Here is a 17869-nt window from a genome sequence, read left to right on the forward strand (position 1 = left end):
AATGACTCAAAGACGTATTCCAGCCGTTTACATGCGTGGCGGCTCCAGCAAGGGCGTGTTCTTTCTCGATAAGGATCTGCCGTCTGCCGGCGCAGAACGAGATGCCATTCTGCTCCGTGTGATCGGCAGCCCGGATGTCTACGGCAAGCAGATCGACGGTATGGGCGGTGCGACCTCCAGTACCAGCAAAGTCGTGATTATCGGCAAGTCCCACCGTGAAGATTGCGACGTGGATTACCTGTTCGGGGCTCCGGCCATCGAGACGCCGGTTATTGACTGGTCGGGTAACTGCGGCAACCTGAGCTCGGCTGTGGGGCCTTACGCGATCTCTGAAGGCCTGGTGGATGCTCCTCGTGATGGCATCGCCGTCGTCCGTATCTGGCAGGCCAATATCCAGAAACGCATCATTGCGCACGTCCCCATGCGCAACGGCGAGGTTCAGGAAGAAGGTGAGTTCGTGCTCGACGGTGTTGCGTTTCCTGCTGCTGAAGTCGTGCTGGAGTTTCTCAATCCAGGCGGCTCGGACGGCAGCATTCTTCCTACCGGGAACGCCATCGACGAGCTGGATATTCCAGGCGTTGGCAAGCTACCCGTCACGTTGTTGAACGCCGGGAACCCGACCATCTTCATTGATGCTGAGACGGTAGGCCTGACAGGCACCGAAACGCAGGATCAAGTCAATGGCGATGCTGAACTGCTCGCCCGCTGCGAAACGATCCGCGCTCACTGCACCGTCGCCATGGGGCTGGCAGCGAGTGCCGAAGAGGCGACCCGTCTGCGTCCTCACACGCCCAAGCTGTGCTTCGTAGCCAAACCTCAGGCTTATCAGGCCGCAGGTGGCAAGTTCGTCGAGCCCGATGATATCGACGTGATCGCCAGGATCTTGTCGATGGGCAAGCTACATCACGCGATCACGGGTACTGGTGCGGTCGCTGTTGCCGTCGCGGCAGCGCTCGATGGCACGCTGGTAAACCGTATCGTTGGCGACATCGGCGATCGCCAGGTTCGTATGGGCCACACCGCAGGTAGCGTTGCGGTGGGAGCCAAGACAGTTCTGGAAGAGGGTGCCTGGACAGTCGAGAAAGCAGTGATGAGCCGCAGTGCCCGGCGCTTGATGGAAGGCTGGGTTTGCATTCCTGAAACGATCTGATGGAACCGTCGTCATGTCGAAGCTGGTTCGGCGTGACGACAGCCATGCTCGATAATAAAAACAACAGAGATTTACACCATGAATTCATCCGGATTTACGCGTCACGCGATGCTCCGCCGTCATTTCATACAGCTCTCTGCCGCGGCTGCAGGGGGTGTATTGGCTGGTGGCCTCACCCTCCCGGCACATGCCGCTTCTACCGGTGATGAAAGCAAAATGACGAATAACACACCATCGCAGACACCTCGGTTTGCTTACGTTGGATCACGCACGAGCAAAGAGCGCAACGCCCGTGGCGTCGGTATTACTGTGTACCGTTATGTGCCTGAAACTGGCGCTTGCACGCTGATTCAAACGCTCAATGATCTGATGAACCCGTCGTTTCTGACCTTCGATCAGTCACAGACCCATCTGTATTGTGTGCATGGTGATCTAAGCGAGGTGAGCTCTTTCGCCATTGATGCCAAAACCGGTGAGCTGACCAAGCTCAATACAGTCGGTACCCAAGGTAAGAACCCTGTTCACCTTAGTGTTGATCCGACCAACACATTTTTAGCCGTTGCCAACTACGCCACGGGCAGCTTTGCAATTTTCCCAATTCAAGAAGACGGAAGACTGGGCGAGCTGGCGCATCTGGAGTCACTGCCTGGAGAACCCGGGCCTCATAAAGTTGAGCAAAGCAGCTCCCACCCGCACATGATTCCATTTGATCCTTCTGGACGGTTTGTCGTCGTCCCTGACAAAGGTCTGGATGGCGTCTTTGTTTATCGTGTACAGCAAAACAACGCCAGGTACGAAGCTACACAAGTCAGCATGATCAAGGCTCGCGAAGGGTCTGGCCCGCGCCATGTCGTATTCACGCCGAGCGGCAAAAACGCCTATGTCGTGAACGAACTCGATAGCAGCGTGACGGGCTATGCCTATGATCCTGAGCAGGGCGCGCTGACGCCGCAGGAAATTGTCTCCACATTGCCGTCTGATTTCACGGGTAACAGCCGTGCAGCGGCAATCGTGATGGCGCCTTCCGGAAAATACCTCTATGTGTCGAACCGAGGCCACGACACTGTGGCGACCTTCTCGCTCGAACAAGGCGGTGCGTTTACTGCCAAAGGGCATACGTCGTCGCAAGGTCGCAAACCTCGCTTCATGAACCTGACCCCAGATGGCTCGCGCCTTTTTGTTGCTAACGAAGAGTCCGACACCATTGTGAGTTTCGACGTTGACCAGAACTCGGGGGCGCTAACGTTGAATGGGCAGGTCATCAAGACCGGCAGTCCGGTGTGCATGATTTTTAAAACCGTCAACTGAAAGGAGCGAGTAGCTGTGGAATTTGATCTTGCTGCTGTACGAAAGGACTTGGCTCCCCATGGAGAGCTGCGGGTTGCGATCAATCTCGGTAATCCAGTCCTGGCACAGCGTGATGAACATACCGGGGTTCTCTCGGGTGTGTCGGTTGCATTGGCATACGCGCTCGCTGACGAACTCGAGATTGCCATCTCCCTGACGCCATATGACGCTGCCGGCAAAGTTTTCGTTGCGCTGGAAGAGCAGGGGTGGGATCTCGCGTTTCTTGCCATTGAGCCGGTCAGGGCTGAGAAAATTTGCTTCACGCATCCGTACGTCTGTATCGATGGAACCTACCTGGTAAAAACCCAGAGCAAGTTCCAACGCGCTTCTGACCTGGATACCGACGGCTGCAGAATTGCAGTGGGTAAGGGCGCGGCCTACGACCTGTACTTGTCGCGAACATTGAAGAATGCCGAGCTCATCAGGGCTACTACCTCCGCCGGCGCAGTCGATACCTTCATGGAGTTGGGGTTGGAAGCGGCGGCAGGCGTTCGCCAGCCGCTGGAGCGTTTCGCGAGGACGGCCTCAGGCGTCAGAGTCCTCCAGGACAACTTCACTGAAATCCGGCAAGCCATGGCTGTTCCGAAAGGAAGAGTAGTTGCCGCGCAGTATCTGCAGCAATTCATCGATCAGTGCCTTCGCAGCGGATTTGTCGCCAAGGCGCTCAGCGAAAGCGGCGAACAGGAAGCTCGGGTTGCGTCGCCCTCTTCGGTTCTCCGTCCATGACCCTGAAGCTTTTATCGAGCGCGTTGAATTGCGGATCTGTCGATAAAATGCCTCTCTCTTACCTGAGACTGACAACTTTCGACCCATTGCAGCCGTTCGTCCACGACTGCAATCGATCCAAAGCATATGCTTAACCGCGTGCTTGTGAGGCGGGGGTAAACATTGAGACGGCTTGATGGTCGATGACTCAGCACTTGTAGAGCAACGCTTCAACTACAACGCCAAACGCAGATGAATGTTCACGGCGATTGGGATAATAGAGATGGTAACCGGCAAAGGGTTGGCACCAATCTTCCAACACTCGCACAAGGCTTCCCTCGGAAATCTCCTTGGCAACCATATCTTCCGGAAGGAAACCCAACCCACATCCCGCAACGGCAGCACGCAGAATCGGCACGCTGCTGTTGAACGTCCATTGTCCTTCAACGCGCGCCTTGAGTTCGTGACCATCCTTTTCAAAATCCCATTGCATCAGGCTTCCATGGGTGGGCAGGCGCAGATTGATGCAATTGTGTGCGGCCAGATCACCCGGCACCTTCGGCACTGGGCGCTGTTTGAAATACTCGGGTGAGCCCACGACCGCGATGCGCAAGGACGGCCCGATAGGAACGGCAATCATGTCCTTGGCGACTTGGTCCCCAAGCCGTACCCCTGCGTCATAACGCTGCGCGACGATGTCGGAGAGTGCGTAGTCGACGGTGATTTCGACCTTGATGTCCGGATAGTCGGGAAGCACCTTCAGCAACTTGGGCCATAGAATATTGTTGGCTGCATGTTCGGACGCTTGAATCCGCACGTTCCCTGCCGGGGTGTCACGAAACTCGCTGACCGCTGCCAGTTCCAGTTCAATCTCGTCAAAACGCGGCGCCATGGATTGATAAAGCCGCTGGCCAGCTTCGGTGGGGGAGACGCTCCGTGTGGTACGGGTCAGCAGACGAACCCCAAGCCGGGTTTCGAGTGCGCGCATGGTGTGGCTCAGCGCGGACTGCGAGACACCCAGCTGTGCCGCCGCGCGGGTGAAGCTGCCTTCGCGGGTAATGACCACGAAGGCTTGCAGGTCGTTGAGATTGGCGCGTGACATTGATGAGAGCCTCTCATGGGGAGCGTGTGATTATTCTATGAAAACAGGTTCCGCATGGATGCGCGACCCCAACGAGACCATCACAAGGTACGTGCGTAGAACGGCGTCAACTTGCCAAGTGCAGCGTCCACATACTTGGGAACCCAATAGGTTTCGATGTGCGTGGCGCCGTCGATAATGAACAGTTCCTTGTCTTTCGTACCCGTGGCCCTAGGGAAAGCATCTTGGGTCATGTAAAGGCTGTCGGCTTTGCTGCCAGCGATCATCAGCAATGGTTGATTGATCAGCTCGATCTGGTTGGTGGCGTCGAAACGCATCAAATCCAGTAGGCTGCTGGTGGTGTACTTAAAGGTCGAGTTCGGGTGCGCGTGTGTTTTCCAGTAGTACTCGTAGCCCTGGCGGTACAGTTCGAAGGGCAGCTTGGCGATCTGCTCGTCGGTGAGGTTGGCGTCACCCGAATAGAGCACCGCGCCACCAGCCGCCTCCTGAGCGCGTGCAGCGCGAGCCTGTTGCAGGCGTTGCTGGATGGTATCCAGTTGCGAGTCGTTGTAGCCGTTGCGACGCACCCGACCGGAGTTGAACATGCTAATGGTTGCCAGCGATTTGAAGCGTTTGTCGGTTTGCGCGGCGGCCAACGAATAGCCACCGCCGCCGCAGATGCCGAGCAAGCCCAGGCGTTTGCTATCAACCCCCGCGTACTGGGTAATGAAGTCGGCCATGCCATGGATGTCTTCGATGCGATACGCCGGCTTGTCGATGCTGCGAGGCTGTCCGCCACTAGCGCCCTGGTAGGCCGCATCGGCGGTGATCGTGATGTAGCCCTGTTCAGCCAGTCGCTGGGCATACAGTCCGGCGACTTGCTCTTTGACGCCACCGTTCGGATGCGCAACCACGACGGTCGGGTAGACCTTCTTCGCATCGTAGTTGGCCGGGGTGTAAACGTTGGCCGCGATGTCCAGGCCATTTAACTTGTAGCTGACCGGATGGATGTTGACCTTGCCGGGCTCGTTCTTGGTAATGGCGCCGTCGTAAGTCAGTGTGAATGGGTTTTTTTTGTAGTCCGCAGCAAAGGCTTCGCCCGCAGAAAGGCCAACCAGCGCCGACATAAGCGTGGCTTTCATAAAGGTGTTTATCACTTGAAACTCCTGAGCAATCAAAAGAAGGGCAGTTTGAAAAAGGGATGTGAGCCTTGGTCAGTCCAGATGCTTTTCTTTCAGGAAACTCGACACCAGATCCGCGATCTGCACGTTGTTCAAATCGGACATGGGGAAGTGGGTATTGCCCTTGATGCCGATCTCCGGCAAATGGATCAGCCTTACGTCACCGCCGTGCTGGTTGACCGCATCGCGCCAGAGCCGGGCCATCTTCAGCCGGGCGCGCCAACTGTCCTGCGCGGGCAAGTCGACGGCTTGTTCCGGGATGTTGTCGCCATAGACGATCAGGATTGGAATGCGCGTGAGCGCCATGAACTGATCCATTGGCACGGCCGCACCCTGCACCGTGTCGAACGCGCTGGGGATCGGCGCGGGTACCTGACCCTGCGGGAAGACGAAGCTGCTACCCGGCTCGAAGGCGACAATGGCCTTGACCTTGTCGTTCTTGATCGCGGTCAACCAACCCGGTCCACCACCTTGCGAGTGGGTGAACAGGATGCCGGAGCCGATTCTGTTGAAGACCGCCGATACACCCTCGCAGACCACACCCATGTCGAACGGCCCGGTGTTCGGTGTCATTGCCCGGAAGAATTGCTCGCGCGTCTGTGCATCCTTGGCAACTTGCACGCCGTTGAAATAGTTGGGCCACAAGCCGATGCGAAACTGGTTGAACCACAGTTGTTCGTCCGGCGTCGGTTTGACCGTCGCCTCGACCATGCTGCGGCCGGCATTGCCACGTCGCGGCTGGTCGATCAGGTACACACCGAAATGGCGTCGCAGGAAAATGTTCTGGAAGCCTTCGCGGCCATCGGCGGTGGTTTCCCAGGTCTTGGAGAACTGACCAGCGCCATGCCACATGACGATGGGTAGTTTCCGGGCATCGACCGGGATTTGGTAGAAGGTGTAGGCATGGTCACCGTGATAGGTCTGGCCATCCGGAGCCATCGGCTTGCGCGGGTTGAACATGCCCGGCGCAGTGGTCATCGTTCCACCGGCGGCGAAGCTGCCTTGCGCCTGAATCAGTAAAGGGCCGGAACCATCGGGCTGGTTCGCGCAGGCTGCCAACAGGCTGAGCAGGGTGATGCTGAACAAGCGTTTTGCATGGTTCATGTTATTTCACCGAAGCTTCAAGGGCCTGGGTCAGCGCCGTGTTTGCACGTTCGGCGGTCTGTGCATCGCCGTGCTTTTTCAACTGCTCGATGACTTGGCGCAACTGCGCTGCGCTGAGCCCGACACGCAGACTCGCCAGCATGTGCGAGCGCAATTGCGATTCCACACCCGGCGTCGCCGCCAGCGCCCCGACGGTGGCCAGTTCGCGGCTTTGCCAGTCAAGGTTGTCGCGCTCGAAGATGTCGCCAAACAGATGGGTTTGCAGAAACCGGTTGATCACCGGAGCGAACTCGAACACCGGGCCTTTGACCGGGGAACCGGAAATCTTCGTTTGATTTGCCGTGCCGGCCGCCAGCAGATCATCACCGGTTGGAGTGGCACGGCTTGGCTCACGCCCCGGTGCATCCTCGATGCCACGTTGCTTGCGCATCTGCACCACCGTCATCAGTTCGTTCAGGGCGTTGAGGCTGCGCGGAAAGCCGACGTAGGCATAGAGCTGCACCAGAATTTCCCGGGTCTCACTGATGGTCAAGCCGGCATCGAGACCTTGGTTGAGCGCCGCGTTGAGTGAGGGCATGTCACTGGTCGCCATGAACGCTGCGATCAGGGGAATCGCCTGTTGTTGGCTCGACAGCGTTTCTGCGCTGGCTTGTGTGCGGGTCATGGTTTGCGATGCCTCGGCGGCTTGAGTGGTAACACTGAACATCACACCAAGGCTCAGACAGAGCACCATCAGCGCGGGATAGGGGCGGGACTTGCTTGCGTCAGTGGTCATCGTGAAAGGCTCCGTGCATTGCGGGGTCGCTGCGGTGTCGCTGGATCGTACGGAGGACGGTTGTGGTGATTAACCCCGATATTGCGCAAGGACTCCTGAGCAGAACTCATGAGTCGTTTTTACAATTGCAGCTGAAACCTGGCGTCGCCGCTCAAATACGGGGGCTTGAGGAGTTTTGATGGCTCAACGCGAAGGAGCTGCGCTACGGTTTCGACACATTCGGTAACTTCATTTGTCGGCGTATTGCGCCTCCGAGACTTTCTCTGCCCAAGTCACGGTCTTGCCGTCCTCGGCTTCTGCAATCGCGATGTGGGTCATGCCGTTACTGGCGGTGGCACCATGCCAGTGACGGGTGTGCGGCGGAATCCAGACAATATCGCCCGGATGGATTTCCTGTCGCGGCCCGCCTTCTTGCTGCACGTAGCCTACCCCGGCAGTGACGATCAGCGTTTGCCCCAACGGATGGCTATGCCAGGCGGTGCGCGCACCGGGTTCGAAGGTCACCGTGCCGCCGCCGATGCGCGACGGCAGATCACCGTTGAACAGGCCATCAACGCGTACCGCGCCGGTGAAGTTTTCAGCAGCGCCCTTGATCGAGGGCTGGGCGCCGTTCTGGGTGATGCGGATTTCGCTGGCGGCCTGGGTTTCTGCACTCAACAGCGACAAGGCAACAAGCGGTGCGATCAATCGGTTCATCGAATGAACTCCTGTCAGACAGTGAAGCTGCGCCGAGCCCGGCGCAGCGGTGGCAAGGCTCAGAGCCCGGTCATTTTCAGCGCCGATTCCGGCAAGCGTTCACCGTGCACCTGGATCTGCGCCATCTGCTCATTGATTACACGCAGATCGTCGCCGGTCAGTTCCAGTTCGATCGCGCCCAGGTTCTCTTCCAGTCGGTGTTGTTTGGTCGTGCCCGGGATCGGTACGATCCATGGTTTCTGCGCCAGCAACCAGGCCAGTGCGACTTGTGCAGGCGTCGCCTGCTTGCGCTCGGCAACGGCCTTCACTACGCCGACCAACGCCAGGTTGGCCTTGCGCGCTTCAGGTGAAAAACGCGGCACAAAATTGCGGAAGTCGCTGGCGTCAAACTGGGTTTTCTCATCGATCTGCCCCGTGAGGAAGCCAGCGCCGAGCGGACTGAACGGCACGAAGCCGATACCCAGTTCCTCCAGTACGCCAAGCAGTTCATGCTCCGGGCCACGCCAGAAAAGCGAATACTCGCTCTGCACCGCCGCTAGCGGTTGCACGGCGTGTGCCCGGCGGATGGTTTGCACGCCGGCCTCGGACAGGCCGAAATGCTTGACCTTGCCCTCGGCGATCAGCTCCTTGACGGTTCCGGCCACATCTTCAATCGGCACTTGCGGATCAACGCGATGCTGATAAAACAGGTCGATGCGATCAGTGCGCAAACGCTTCAACGACGCCTCTGCCACGGCGCGGATATGGTCAGGTCGGCTATTGGTGCCGCCGCCTCGTGCACCGGTCACCAGGTCAATATCGAAACCGAATTTGCTGGCGATGACCACCTGTTCGCGGATCGGTTGCAAGGCCTCGCCCAACAACTCTTCATTCGCGAATGGGCCATACGCCTCGGCGGTGTCGAACAAGGTGATGCCTTGTTCATGGGCCGAGCGAATCAGCTTGATCATGCTCGGTTTGTCGGCGGCCGGGCCGTAGGCGGAGGTCATGCTCATGCAGCCGAGGCCCAATGCGGAAACTTCCAGGCCGTTGCCCAAAGTGCGTGTTTTCATGGTGCTTCTCCAATCCAGAAATCGATCAGCGCGTGAGAGGGTGATCGCTCAGCCAGCCATTCACGCGCTCCATGGTCTTGCGCTCTTGCTCACCCTCCATCAAAAAACCTTCCGTCACCTTAGCCTTGGACGCGTGCTTTTCGAGGACGCTGCGGCTATTGCCCAAGCCGTAGCCACCGTGGGTGTTGAAGGGGATGAGGGTTTTGCCAGTCAGGTCGTGAGCGCTCAGAAAAGCACGCACGATTGGCGGGGTAGTCTCACCCCAGATCGGAAAGCCAAGATAAATCGTCTCGTAGTCGCTCATAGCGTGAACCTTGCTTTCCAGCTCGGGCTCGAAGCCGTTGTCGCGCTCCTGACGCGCCCGCTCCACGGTTTGCAGGTAATCCTCGGGATAGGCTTTGGCCGGACGGATCTCGAACAGGTCGGCACCCAATCTGCGCTGGATGAGGCCGGCGACCACGCGGGTATTGCCGGAGCGCGAAAAGTACGCGACCAGAATTCGCGAGCCTGAACGTGGTATTTCGCTCGCGTTTTGCGTATCGGCGAGTGACAGCAGCGGTGCGCTCGCCAGTGCAGCGATGACCGTGCGCCGTAGCGGATCGTGATCGTTGTTCATCGCCCGACGCGCGCCTTGAGGGCCTCGGGATAACGCTCGCCTTCGATGCGGATCTGCGCCAGTGAGGTGTCAATGGACTGGAGTTCGGCCGCGTCGAGGATGATGTCCGCGCCGCCAAGGTTTTCTTCCAGGCGATGCAATTTGGTCGTCCCGGGAATCGGCACAATCCACGGCGCCTGCGCGAGCAACCAGGCCAACGCAATCTGCGCCGGTGTCGCTTGTTTTTGCGCGGCGATCTGGCGGATCAAAGCCACCAACCCTTGATTGGCTTGCAGTGCCGACTGGCTGAAGCGCGGCACGATGCTGCGAAAATCGTCGCTGCCGTATGTGGCGTCGGCCGCTACTGTGCCGGTGAGAAAACCCTTGCCCAGTGGACTAAACGGCACGAAGCCGATCCCCAGCTCCTTGAGCGTCGGCAGGGTTTCCTGCTCAGGCTCACGCCACCACAATGAGTATTCGCTTTGCAGCGCCGTGACTGGCTGCACCGAATGTGCACGGCGAATGGTTTGCGCACCGGCTTCCGACAGGCCGAAGTGCTTGACCTTGCCTTCGCCAATCAGATCTCTCACCACACCGGCGACGTCTTCAATCTGTACGTCCGGGTCAACCCGATGCTGGTAAAGCAAATCGATGAAATCGGTCTTAAGTCGGCGCAATGAGCCTTCGACGGCGAGTCGAATGTGTTCAGGGCGACTATTTAGAATCTGCTGCTTATTGTCGGCACCGAAGGTGAAGCCGAACTTGGTGGCGATGACCACTTGATCGCGAACTGGCGCCAATGCCTCACCCACCACTTGTTCGTTCAGGTACGGACCGTAAACCTCGGCGGTGTCGAAGAAGGTAACGCCTCGGTCAACCGCCGAACGGATCAGCGCAATGGCTTGTTGCGTGTCAGTCGCCGGGCCGTAGCCATGGTTCAAGCCCATGCAACCCAAGCCCAAGGCTGACACTTCGAGTGAACTGTTTCCGAGTGTGCGCTTGTGCATTTCGATCTCCCAACGTTTGCGTTGGGGAAACAGTAAGCCAGCTAACGAGTGGAGACTAGACGGGTAGATCGGCAAGGGTTCATGAGGTTTGCTCATCAGTCCCAGAAGAGAGGGAGGTGGCGCATTGCCCTAAAACATGCCCAGGCGCTCTTAGCAAGGACATACTCAGTTCCCCATGCAGAATTCCTTCTGGCACAGAATCTGTAGTGGTCTAATGAAACCGGACACCCATTTAGGCGCGATGGTCGCGAGTAGACCCAATACATCCCCTGGCATCCGGCAGATGCTGGCCGGAGCTGTTATTCGAGGCATGCGCAAACGCAAAGCCGATCCACTTATCGAGAGCGCGCCCAACACAATGACCATTAGAATGGGCCCTTCATCAATTTCTCGGTTGCCCTTGCTCGTGGCCTAACGTCTACTCTAATCCGCGCCAGATTGCCCCACTCATTACTTTCTCGATGACCTCACCATGAAACGTTTCGTTCTGCTCGACACAACCCCGATCCCCGAAAGCGACGCAGCCCTATGCCTGTTCGAGTACGGCGAAGACTTCGTGATCAAGATCCTGGGTGGTGATGGCGGGCAGTTGATGAACACTCGCATGCACGGTTCCGAAGACGCCCTGGCCGAGATCCCTTGCCGCAAGGTCGCCGGCCGGCCCAATTCCCGGGTATTGGTCGGCGGGTTGGGCATGGGCTTCACTTTGGGATCGGCGCTCAAACATTTGGGCGCGACCGCCGAGGTCGTGGTCGCCGAGTTGGTGCCGGGGGTGGTCGAGTGGAATCGAGGACCGCTGGGAGAGAAGGCCGGGCGCCCGTTGCTCGACCCTCGCACGGTGATCCGCATGGAAGATGTGGCCAAAGTGCTGCAAGCCGAACCGCAAGGCTTTGACGCGATCATGCTCGACGTCGACAACGGCCCCGAAGGTCTCACCCAAAAAGCCAACAGCTGGCTGTATTCCGCCGCTGGCCTGAGCGCTTGCGCCAAGGCCCTGCGGCCCAAAGGCGTGCTCGCTGTGTGGTCGGCCAGCGCGGACCGGCTGTTTTCCGACAAATTGAAGAGGGCCGGCTTCAAGGCTGAAGAAGTTCAGGTGTTTGCCCACGGCAACAAAGGCACCCGGCACACCATCTGGATTGCCGAAAAGCTTAAGGGCTAAGCCTTTAACGTCCGAACTTGTTGCCTATGAGGTCCATGCTTGTCCTTCAACATATATGGAGGACACGTCATGCCTATCACCGTATTCCAATCGAAAAGCAGAAAGCTCCGCTCCGTCTCAGAGACATTTGGGAAATTCGAGTCAGGCTCCAGCTAACAGGGAAAACCAGAGATGAGGCGCTCTTCGATCTGGCCATCGACAGCAAATTAAGTGCGTGAGATCTCACCAAGCTGCGGGTTAGCGACATCTCACACGGCCAACGCGTCTCGCCTCGGGTTCTTGTGATGCAGCAAAAGACTAAACGGCCGGTGCAGTTCGAAAGGTCACCAGTATGCTGAAACCACACGGGCCCTGGAGAGAACCCTTCTAATCCCCGTTGCACCAAAACGCTTATCTTCAACCCGGTCTTGATCAAACCGTTCTGCTTACTCACGCCACCCGGTTTCGGTGGGAAAGTTTCACTGATATTTTATTCACGATGACCTTCTTACTGTCTATAAGGCTATGCGGCAAGGAGCAGGCCGGTATTGGCGGAAAGTTACCTTTCAGGATGCCTGATTGAGGATCTATAAATACTGAGCTTTCCTATGGCTGTGTGGCAGGATGTCAGCGGTCGTCTGGCCGGGTCATAGATCAGGTCCGCATACCCGGTAACGTAGCGATTGGCCTTGAGTCCAGTCTTGTAAGCGCTGTAAGAGAACACCCAAGGATCCGGAGTGAGTACGTGCATATAACAAACTTAAGTGACGGAAGTAATTGCGGACCCGTATTGGTTTGTCTGCCGGGGGCGATGTGTTCCCCACGAGTGTTCGAGACGGCGGCACTGCTCAGTGGACTTCCTGCGATCGGGCTCGGCTGGCTGGAGGGTGATGGACCACACGATCTTGATTCGATAGCCTCCCGAGTCAGCAACGCGATTGCCGACTTGCCTTCGGTCATTCTCGTGGGTCATTCGCTCGGCACCTCGATTGCCATGCTGGTTGCACTGCAACAATTGCAATCTGGTTCCACCCGCATCAAGGGGTTGGTGCTTTCTAATAGTGGAGCAAATACTCGCGGTCATGGTGACATTGCGAAGTTGGTTGAGCGGATAGGGCACGACTGGGGGGAGGCATTTTGGAGCGCGTTTATTGCGCGTTGCTTTCGAACGTTGCCAGCTTCACCGTTGTTGGAGCAAGTGCATGCATATCCACAGCGGTTGGACGGCAGCTGCGTGATCGAAGTTCTTCTCAGCCAGCAATCGATCGATTTTTCCCCGCTTCTGCACACTTTGCCGCGCGTGCCAACTGCTGTTGTTCATGGTCAGCACGATCCGGCGCGCACGCTTGCTCACGCTCATGAAATGGCCAGCGGCATTACCTGGGCCACGCTTCATGTCCTGGATACGGGTCACACGTCTTGTTCCGAGGATCCTGTAACATTTGCGAGCATTCTTCGCGACATTGCGCAGGCCGCCATCTGACCATCGCGAGTCAGCTGCGTTCGATCATACCTCGCGCCACTTAGGCCGGAGTTGTTCAAAGGGCCGCGCTGGCACCGACGCCGGTTCGGCGAGGTGCGCTTGAGCGCCTCGGACCATCAAGCTCTCGGATATCATTTACCGATACACGGTGCTGGCGCTTCAAACCGCAACTCAGTTGTTCCGAGGCAGACCTTTGGCTACCTCCAGGGCCGACTCCTGCAAGCACTCCATGAAATGTCGGGCAACTGGAGTCAGCAGATGATTTTTGCGGACTACCACGCTCATCTGCAATGCATTGAGCGGCATCTCTATCGGGATTTGCTGCAAGCCGTAGGATGCAATTCGCGCCGCCAATGGACGAGAAAACCATCCCAGCATATCGGTGTCGCACACCAGACCGAGTGCAATCGCGAACGACGTGTAATACGTGATGCGTTTTGGTAATGGAAGTCCTGCTCGGCCATAGGCGGTGTTCAGGTTACTGGTTTGTGAGCGATCGCTGGCAATCGGAGTGATCCATTCGGCATCCAGCAAATCTGCCAAGGTTCGTGCATTAGCCAGGGGATGCCCCGTGCGTGCCATGATCACGAAATCGGTGTTGAGCAGCGGTATGCTGTGCAGGACATCATCGTCGATTACGCCTGGTTGCACATGTGAGGCGATCAGGTCCAGGGTGCCGTCCCGCAAACGGTGCATGGACTGGCGGAAGTTCACCTCGGTCAGTATCAGTTCTGCGTCCGGGGCTTTTTGCCGGAAGCGCTTGATGGTGGCGGGAAGCAACGTCAAAGCAATAGAGGACGTGGCACCAAAAGCTACCCTTCCGAGCATGTTTCCCTGAATCTGCACCAACTCTTCGCGAGCGCGCTGCAGGTCTTCCAGAACCTGACTAGCCCGTCGCTGCAAGGCCTCTCCGAACTCGGTCAGGTCAACGCCACGAACGCTACGGTTGAACAGTTCCACGCCGAGATCTTCCTCCAGCTCGTGGATGATCCGCGTAACACTTGGCTGAGCCAGGTTCAGCTGGCGAGAGGCGGCGCGCAGGCTTTTCTCTCGTGCGACAGCGATGAAAACTTGTAACTGCTGCAACTTCATGACGTTGTCCGCTCGCTTTCGGGTTTTGACCGGTGATCCATAAAACGGATAGCTCATGCGAAAAATACCATCTTTGCAAGCATGATGGCATTCCATACATTTGTCTCATCTTCAGCCAAATCTGCGCAGGACACTGAAATGAGCGCTTTCCCACACTACTGCGAGGTCAGTGACCTCGTGCCTGCGGCCGATACGCTCAGGGCTATACGTCACCATATCCATCAACATCCAGAGCTTGCGTATCAGGAAATAGAAACCGCCGCGCTGGTAGCGAGGCTGTTAGGCGAATGGGGGTTCTCTGTGACCACCGGCGTTGGCGGCACCGGCGTAGTCGGTACCCTGAGCGTGGGTGTCGGTCGGCGCAGTATTGGCCTGCGTGCCGACATGGACGCCTTACCGATCACCGAAGCCACCGGCCTGCCGTACGCAAGCCGCAATCCCGGAAAAATGCACGCCTGCGGTCATGACGGACATACCGCCATGTTGCTGGGCGCGGCGCAATATCTGGCCAGGACCCGAAACTTTTCCGGCACGTTGCAGCTGTATTTTCAGCCTGCCGAAGAGAGTGGGTTCAATAGCGGCGCCCAGGCGATGATCAAGGACGGCCTGTTCGAACGTTTTCCCTGCGATGCAGTGTTTGCAGTGCATAACCATCCCGGCGTTGCACCCGGCGTGATGCTGTTCCGCGAAGGGGTGTTCATGTCGGCTGGCGACAAGGTGTATATCGATATCAAGGGTGTCGGAGGCCACGGCGCGCGCCCGCACCAGGCCGTGGATCCGGTGGTGGTGGCGGCGAGCATCGTCATGGCATTGCAGACCATCGTCTCACGTAATCTGGATCCCGCCTCGCCAGCCGTCATTACAGTCGGTGTCCTTAAGGCTGGCACCGCCACCAACGTGATTCCTGATACCGCTCGGCTCGAACTCGGAGTGCGTACGTTCGACGCTGCCATTCGCAAGCAGGTTCGCCAGCGGATTATCGATTTGGTCTATGCCCAGGCGCAAAGCTACGGCGCCACGGCTGAAATCGATTATGTCGAGGGGTACCCGATGGTAGTGAACAGTCCGGCTGAAACGGATTTCGCGACAAAAGTCGCTCAAGAATTGCTTGGCGAGGGTCAGGTGGTTCCCCGTACCGACTTGATCATGGGCAGCGAGGATTTCGCTTATATGTTGCAGCAGAGGCCGGGCTGCATGTTGCGCATCGGCAACGGTGAAGGGGAGGACGGGTGCATGGTTCATAACCCGGGCTACGACTTCAATGACCATAACCTCCCTATCGGCGCTGCCTTTTGGTCCCGTCTGGTGGAACGCTTTCTCGACTCGCCTACAGGAGCAGTGTGATGAACTCAATAAGTACAAAAATTCCAGATCAGCCCGTCGCCTCTCACGAACAAGCAGATGTCAGCACAGCTGCGGACAAAAGAGCGGTGGTCGCAGCAGTCATTGGCAACTGGCTTGAGTTCTTCGACTTCACGGTCTTCGCTTTCTTCGCCGTCACCATAGGCAAGCTTTATTTCCCGACCGACAACGAAACTACCTCGTTGCTGTTGGCACTCTCGACCTTCGCGGTGGGTTTCATTACCCGTCCGTTGGGCGGCCTGGTCCTAAGTACCTTCGCTGATCGGCGCGGTCGTAAGGCTGCACTGACAGTGACCATCATGATGATGGCGTTCAGCACGCTTGCCATTGCGGCCACACCGACTTACGCCCAAATCGGCATTGCCGCGCCTATCATCCTGCTCATCGCACGTATGACTCAGGGATTCTCCCAAGGCGGCGAGTTCGGCGCGGCGACATCCACCTTGATCGAGCGGGGATCATCCCTTAATCGAGGTTTTCGTGGTAGCTGGCAGCTCGCCAGTCAGGGTGCAGCGACGGTGCTGGGTGCGGGCACTGCGGCTTTGCTCACCAACCTGTTATCGCCCGAAAATATGAACGCCTGGGGCTGGCGTATTCCGTTTTTGATCGGTTTCTTGATCGCTCCAGTTGGCCTTTATCTGCGCAATAATCTCCCGGACGAAGGTCACACGACTTCCGAGCGCGGGGTGCTGGCCGAACTATTTTCCGAGCACAAAAGGAGCCTGGCGCTGATAACCATGATGGTTGTCGGAGGGACCGTATCGGTGTATGTGCTGAGCTTCTACCTGTCTACTTATGCGATTCATAATCTGGGTCTGCCTCAGAAAACCGCTCTCTGGATCAGCGTCACTTCAGGGCTGACATTGCTGATTTTCGCTCCGGTCTGGGGGGCATGGTCGGATCGTTTAGGGCGTCGCAGGCTACCGATGATCATTGGCAAACTGATGTTGATTGCCTTGCTCTATCCGGCATTCTGGCTCTTCAACGCCTACCCGACGCTCTATGTGATCCTGCCGCTGGCGGCGCTGCTCGGAGTGTTTTACGCCATGGGCTCCTCACCCCAGTATTCACTGATGTGCGAGTCCTTCCCCAAGCGCATTCGCGCCACGGCAATCTCCATCGCCTACACCTTCGCGGTGACGGTGTTCGGTGGCTCGTCCCAGGCCATAGTGACCTGGCTGACCCTGGCCACGGGTAATAATCTTGCCCCGGCCTGGTACATGAGCGGGTGCCTGTGCGTATCGTTATTTGCTTTGTTCAAACTCAAGGAAACCGGCGGCAAGATGCTCGACTGACTGCGCAACTGCGATCGCACCACTCACTGAGGCACGGACCGATATGACGACGCAACGGGCAACGAACAGCTTGAGCAGCGGCAAAAAGGTGGTTTTTGGCGGGGCGTTGGTGATTTTCCTGACCGCCGCCATCGCGTCCATCGGTTACGGTGTTGACGAAGTGCAGAGCACCCGGGCCAAGCCTGTCGTCGAGCTCGCCAGTGCCGAGGTGCGTGCGTTGCAAATACTCGCACTGGAGAAGGATTTTGCCTTGGGCCTTGCCGACGGTGATGTCGTGCAACAGGCCCTGAGCCGCTTATTGAAGGATATTGTGGCGATCAAAACCCGTGTTCCTGCCAGTCAGGCACGAGGTCTTGACGATGCTACGCAAGCCTTGCAGAGTTTTGCCTCCAGCCTTGCAGCGTTGATCAGCGAGGCGCCTGCCGAACGCCGTTACGAAAGCGTACAGCAAAATTTTGACCGCTTGATCGACAGCGTCAATCACGGCCTGAGTCGGGTGCGCAGTGCCTACCAGGCCGCTATTGATGAGCAAAGCGCCGAGTTGCAGAATTTCATGCTGCTGGCCGCATGCCTGGCATTGGTGTTCGCCACCGGCACCAGCATCGCCATCGATATCATCAATGTGCGTTCGTTGCACACCGTCATCAACTCCGCCAGGCGCATCGCTGCCGGCGATTTGAGTGAGCGCGTGGAAACCTTTCGCCGTGACGAAGTCGGCCAGCTGCAGGAGGCCATGAGCGAAATGTCGCAGAGCCTGCGTGAGTTAGTCGGGCACATTCAAGGCGGCGTCAGCCAGCTGTCAGACT

General features: G+C 57.7%; 16 protein-coding genes and 2 pseudogenes. 9 read left to right on the plus strand and 9 right to left on the minus strand.

Annotated features, from left to right (window positions below):
* The first annotated feature begins 1 nt into the window (after window position 1).
* The 3 genes from prpF (at window position 2) to M2401_RS26045 (ending at window position 3223) form a co-directional block, all read left to right on the plus strand.
* Window positions 2–1150, plus strand: a complete 1149-nt coding sequence (gene prpF, locus M2401_RS26035; RefSeq protein WP_259107676.1) for a 2-methylaconitate cis-trans isomerase PrpF — start codon at window positions 2–4, stop codon at window positions 1148–1150.
* A gap of 78 nt (window positions 1151–1228) precedes the next feature.
* A complete protein-coding gene (locus M2401_RS26040; RefSeq protein WP_259107678.1) occupies window positions 1229–2458 on the plus strand; it encodes a lactonase family protein in 1230 nt (409 codons plus the stop codon).
* A 15-nt stretch (window positions 2459–2473) separates the two neighbouring features.
* Window positions 2474–3223, plus strand: a complete 750-nt coding sequence (locus M2401_RS26045) for a transporter substrate-binding domain-containing protein (RefSeq protein WP_259107681.1) — start codon at window positions 2474–2476, stop codon at window positions 3221–3223.
* Window positions 3224–3410: 187 nt separating this feature from the next.
* Here M2401_RS26045 and M2401_RS26050 read toward each other — a convergent pair whose 3' ends face one another.
* The 8 genes from M2401_RS26050 to M2401_RS26085 all read right to left on the minus strand — a co-directional run bounded on the left by M2401_RS26050 (window position 3411) and on the right by M2401_RS26085 (window position 10693).
* Window positions 3411–4304: a LysR family transcriptional regulator gene (locus M2401_RS26050; RefSeq protein ID WP_259107685.1), complete on the minus strand. Its 894-nt coding sequence runs from the start codon at window positions 4302–4304 to the stop codon at window positions 3411–3413.
* Between the two features lie 80 nt (window positions 4305–4384).
* Entirely contained in the window at window positions 4385–5425 is a 1041-nt protein-coding gene (locus M2401_RS26055) for an alpha/beta hydrolase (RefSeq protein WP_409033988.1), read from the minus strand.
* Between the two features lie 72 nt (window positions 5426–5497).
* A complete protein-coding gene (locus M2401_RS26060) occupies window positions 5498–6442 on the minus strand; it encodes an alpha/beta fold hydrolase (RefSeq protein ID WP_259108037.1) in 945 nt (314 codons plus the stop codon).
* A gap of 127 nt (window positions 6443–6569) precedes the next feature.
* Window positions 6570–7343 carry a carboxymuconolactone decarboxylase family protein gene (locus M2401_RS26065; protein WP_259107690.1) on the minus strand — a complete coding sequence of 258 codons (774 nt, stop codon included), beginning with the start codon at window positions 7341–7343 and terminating at the stop codon, window positions 6570–6572.
* Window positions 7344–7571: 228 nt separating this feature from the next.
* Window positions 7572–8039 (minus strand): cupin domain-containing protein, encoded by a 468-nt coding sequence (locus M2401_RS26070; RefSeq protein ID WP_259107692.1) that lies wholly within the window; start codon window positions 8037–8039, stop codon window positions 7572–7574.
* 59 nt (window positions 8040–8098) lie between these two features.
* Window positions 8099–9091 (minus strand): aldo/keto reductase, encoded by a 993-nt coding sequence (locus M2401_RS26075; RefSeq protein WP_259107695.1) that lies wholly within the window; start codon window positions 9089–9091, stop codon window positions 8099–8101.
* A 25-nt stretch (window positions 9092–9116) separates the two neighbouring features.
* Window positions 9117–9707, minus strand: coding sequence for a flavodoxin (locus tag M2401_RS26080; protein ID WP_259107697.1), 591 nt, complete (start codon window positions 9705–9707; stop codon window positions 9117–9119).
* Window positions 9704–10693 (minus strand): aldo/keto reductase, encoded by a 990-nt coding sequence (locus tag M2401_RS26085; protein ID WP_259107699.1) that lies wholly within the window; start codon window positions 10691–10693, stop codon window positions 9704–9706. The genes M2401_RS26080 and M2401_RS26085 overlap by 4 nt, the downstream gene beginning before the upstream one ends.
* Before the next feature lie 472 nt (window positions 10694–11165).
* Between M2401_RS26085 and M2401_RS26090 the strand changes: the two genes are divergently transcribed.
* The 3 genes and pseudogenes from M2401_RS26090 to M2401_RS26100 all read left to right on the plus strand — a co-directional run bounded on the left by M2401_RS26090 (window position 11166) and on the right by M2401_RS26100 (window position 13314).
* Complete coding sequence (locus tag M2401_RS26090; protein ID WP_259107701.1) at window positions 11166–11852, plus strand: spermidine synthase; 687 nt, start codon at window positions 11166–11168, stop codon at window positions 11850–11852.
* Window positions 11853–11887: 35 nt separating this feature from the next.
* Window positions 11888–12172 (plus strand): annotated as a pseudogene (locus M2401_RS26095) (integrase); the annotation flags it as partial.
* A gap of 404 nt (window positions 12173–12576) precedes the next feature.
* Window positions 12577–13314, plus strand: coding sequence for an alpha/beta fold hydrolase (locus tag M2401_RS26100; RefSeq protein ID WP_409033984.1), 738 nt, complete (start codon window positions 12577–12579; stop codon window positions 13312–13314).
* Between the two features lie 171 nt (window positions 13315–13485).
* Here M2401_RS26100 and M2401_RS26105 read toward each other — a convergent pair whose 3' ends face one another.
* Window positions 13486–14463, minus strand: a complete 978-nt coding sequence (locus M2401_RS26105; RefSeq protein WP_259107707.1) for a LysR family transcriptional regulator — start codon at window positions 14461–14463, stop codon at window positions 13486–13488.
* A gap of 81 nt (window positions 14464–14544) precedes the next feature.
* Between M2401_RS26105 and M2401_RS26110 the strand changes: the two genes are divergently transcribed.
* The 3 genes and pseudogenes from M2401_RS26110 to M2401_RS34750 form a co-directional block, all read left to right on the plus strand.
* Window positions 14545–15750: a M20 aminoacylase family protein gene (locus M2401_RS26110; RefSeq protein ID WP_259107710.1), complete on the plus strand. Its 1206-nt coding sequence runs from the start codon at window positions 14545–14547 to the stop codon at window positions 15748–15750.
* Window positions 15750–17063 (plus strand): MFS transporter, encoded by a 1314-nt coding sequence (locus M2401_RS26115; protein ID WP_259107713.1) that lies wholly within the window; start codon window positions 15750–15752, stop codon window positions 17061–17063. The genes M2401_RS26110 and M2401_RS26115 overlap by 1 nt, the downstream gene beginning before the upstream one ends.
* Before the next feature lie 553 nt (window positions 17064–17616).
* Window positions 17617–17814, plus strand: a pseudogene (locus tag M2401_RS34750) (HAMP domain-containing protein); the annotation flags it as partial.
* Window positions 17815–17869: the final 55 nt, after the last annotated feature.

The sequence above is a fragment of the Pseudomonas sp. JUb42 genome (assembly GCF_024807945.1).
Taxonomy (GTDB): Bacteria; Pseudomonadota; Gammaproteobacteria; order Pseudomonadales; family Pseudomonadaceae; genus Aquipseudomonas.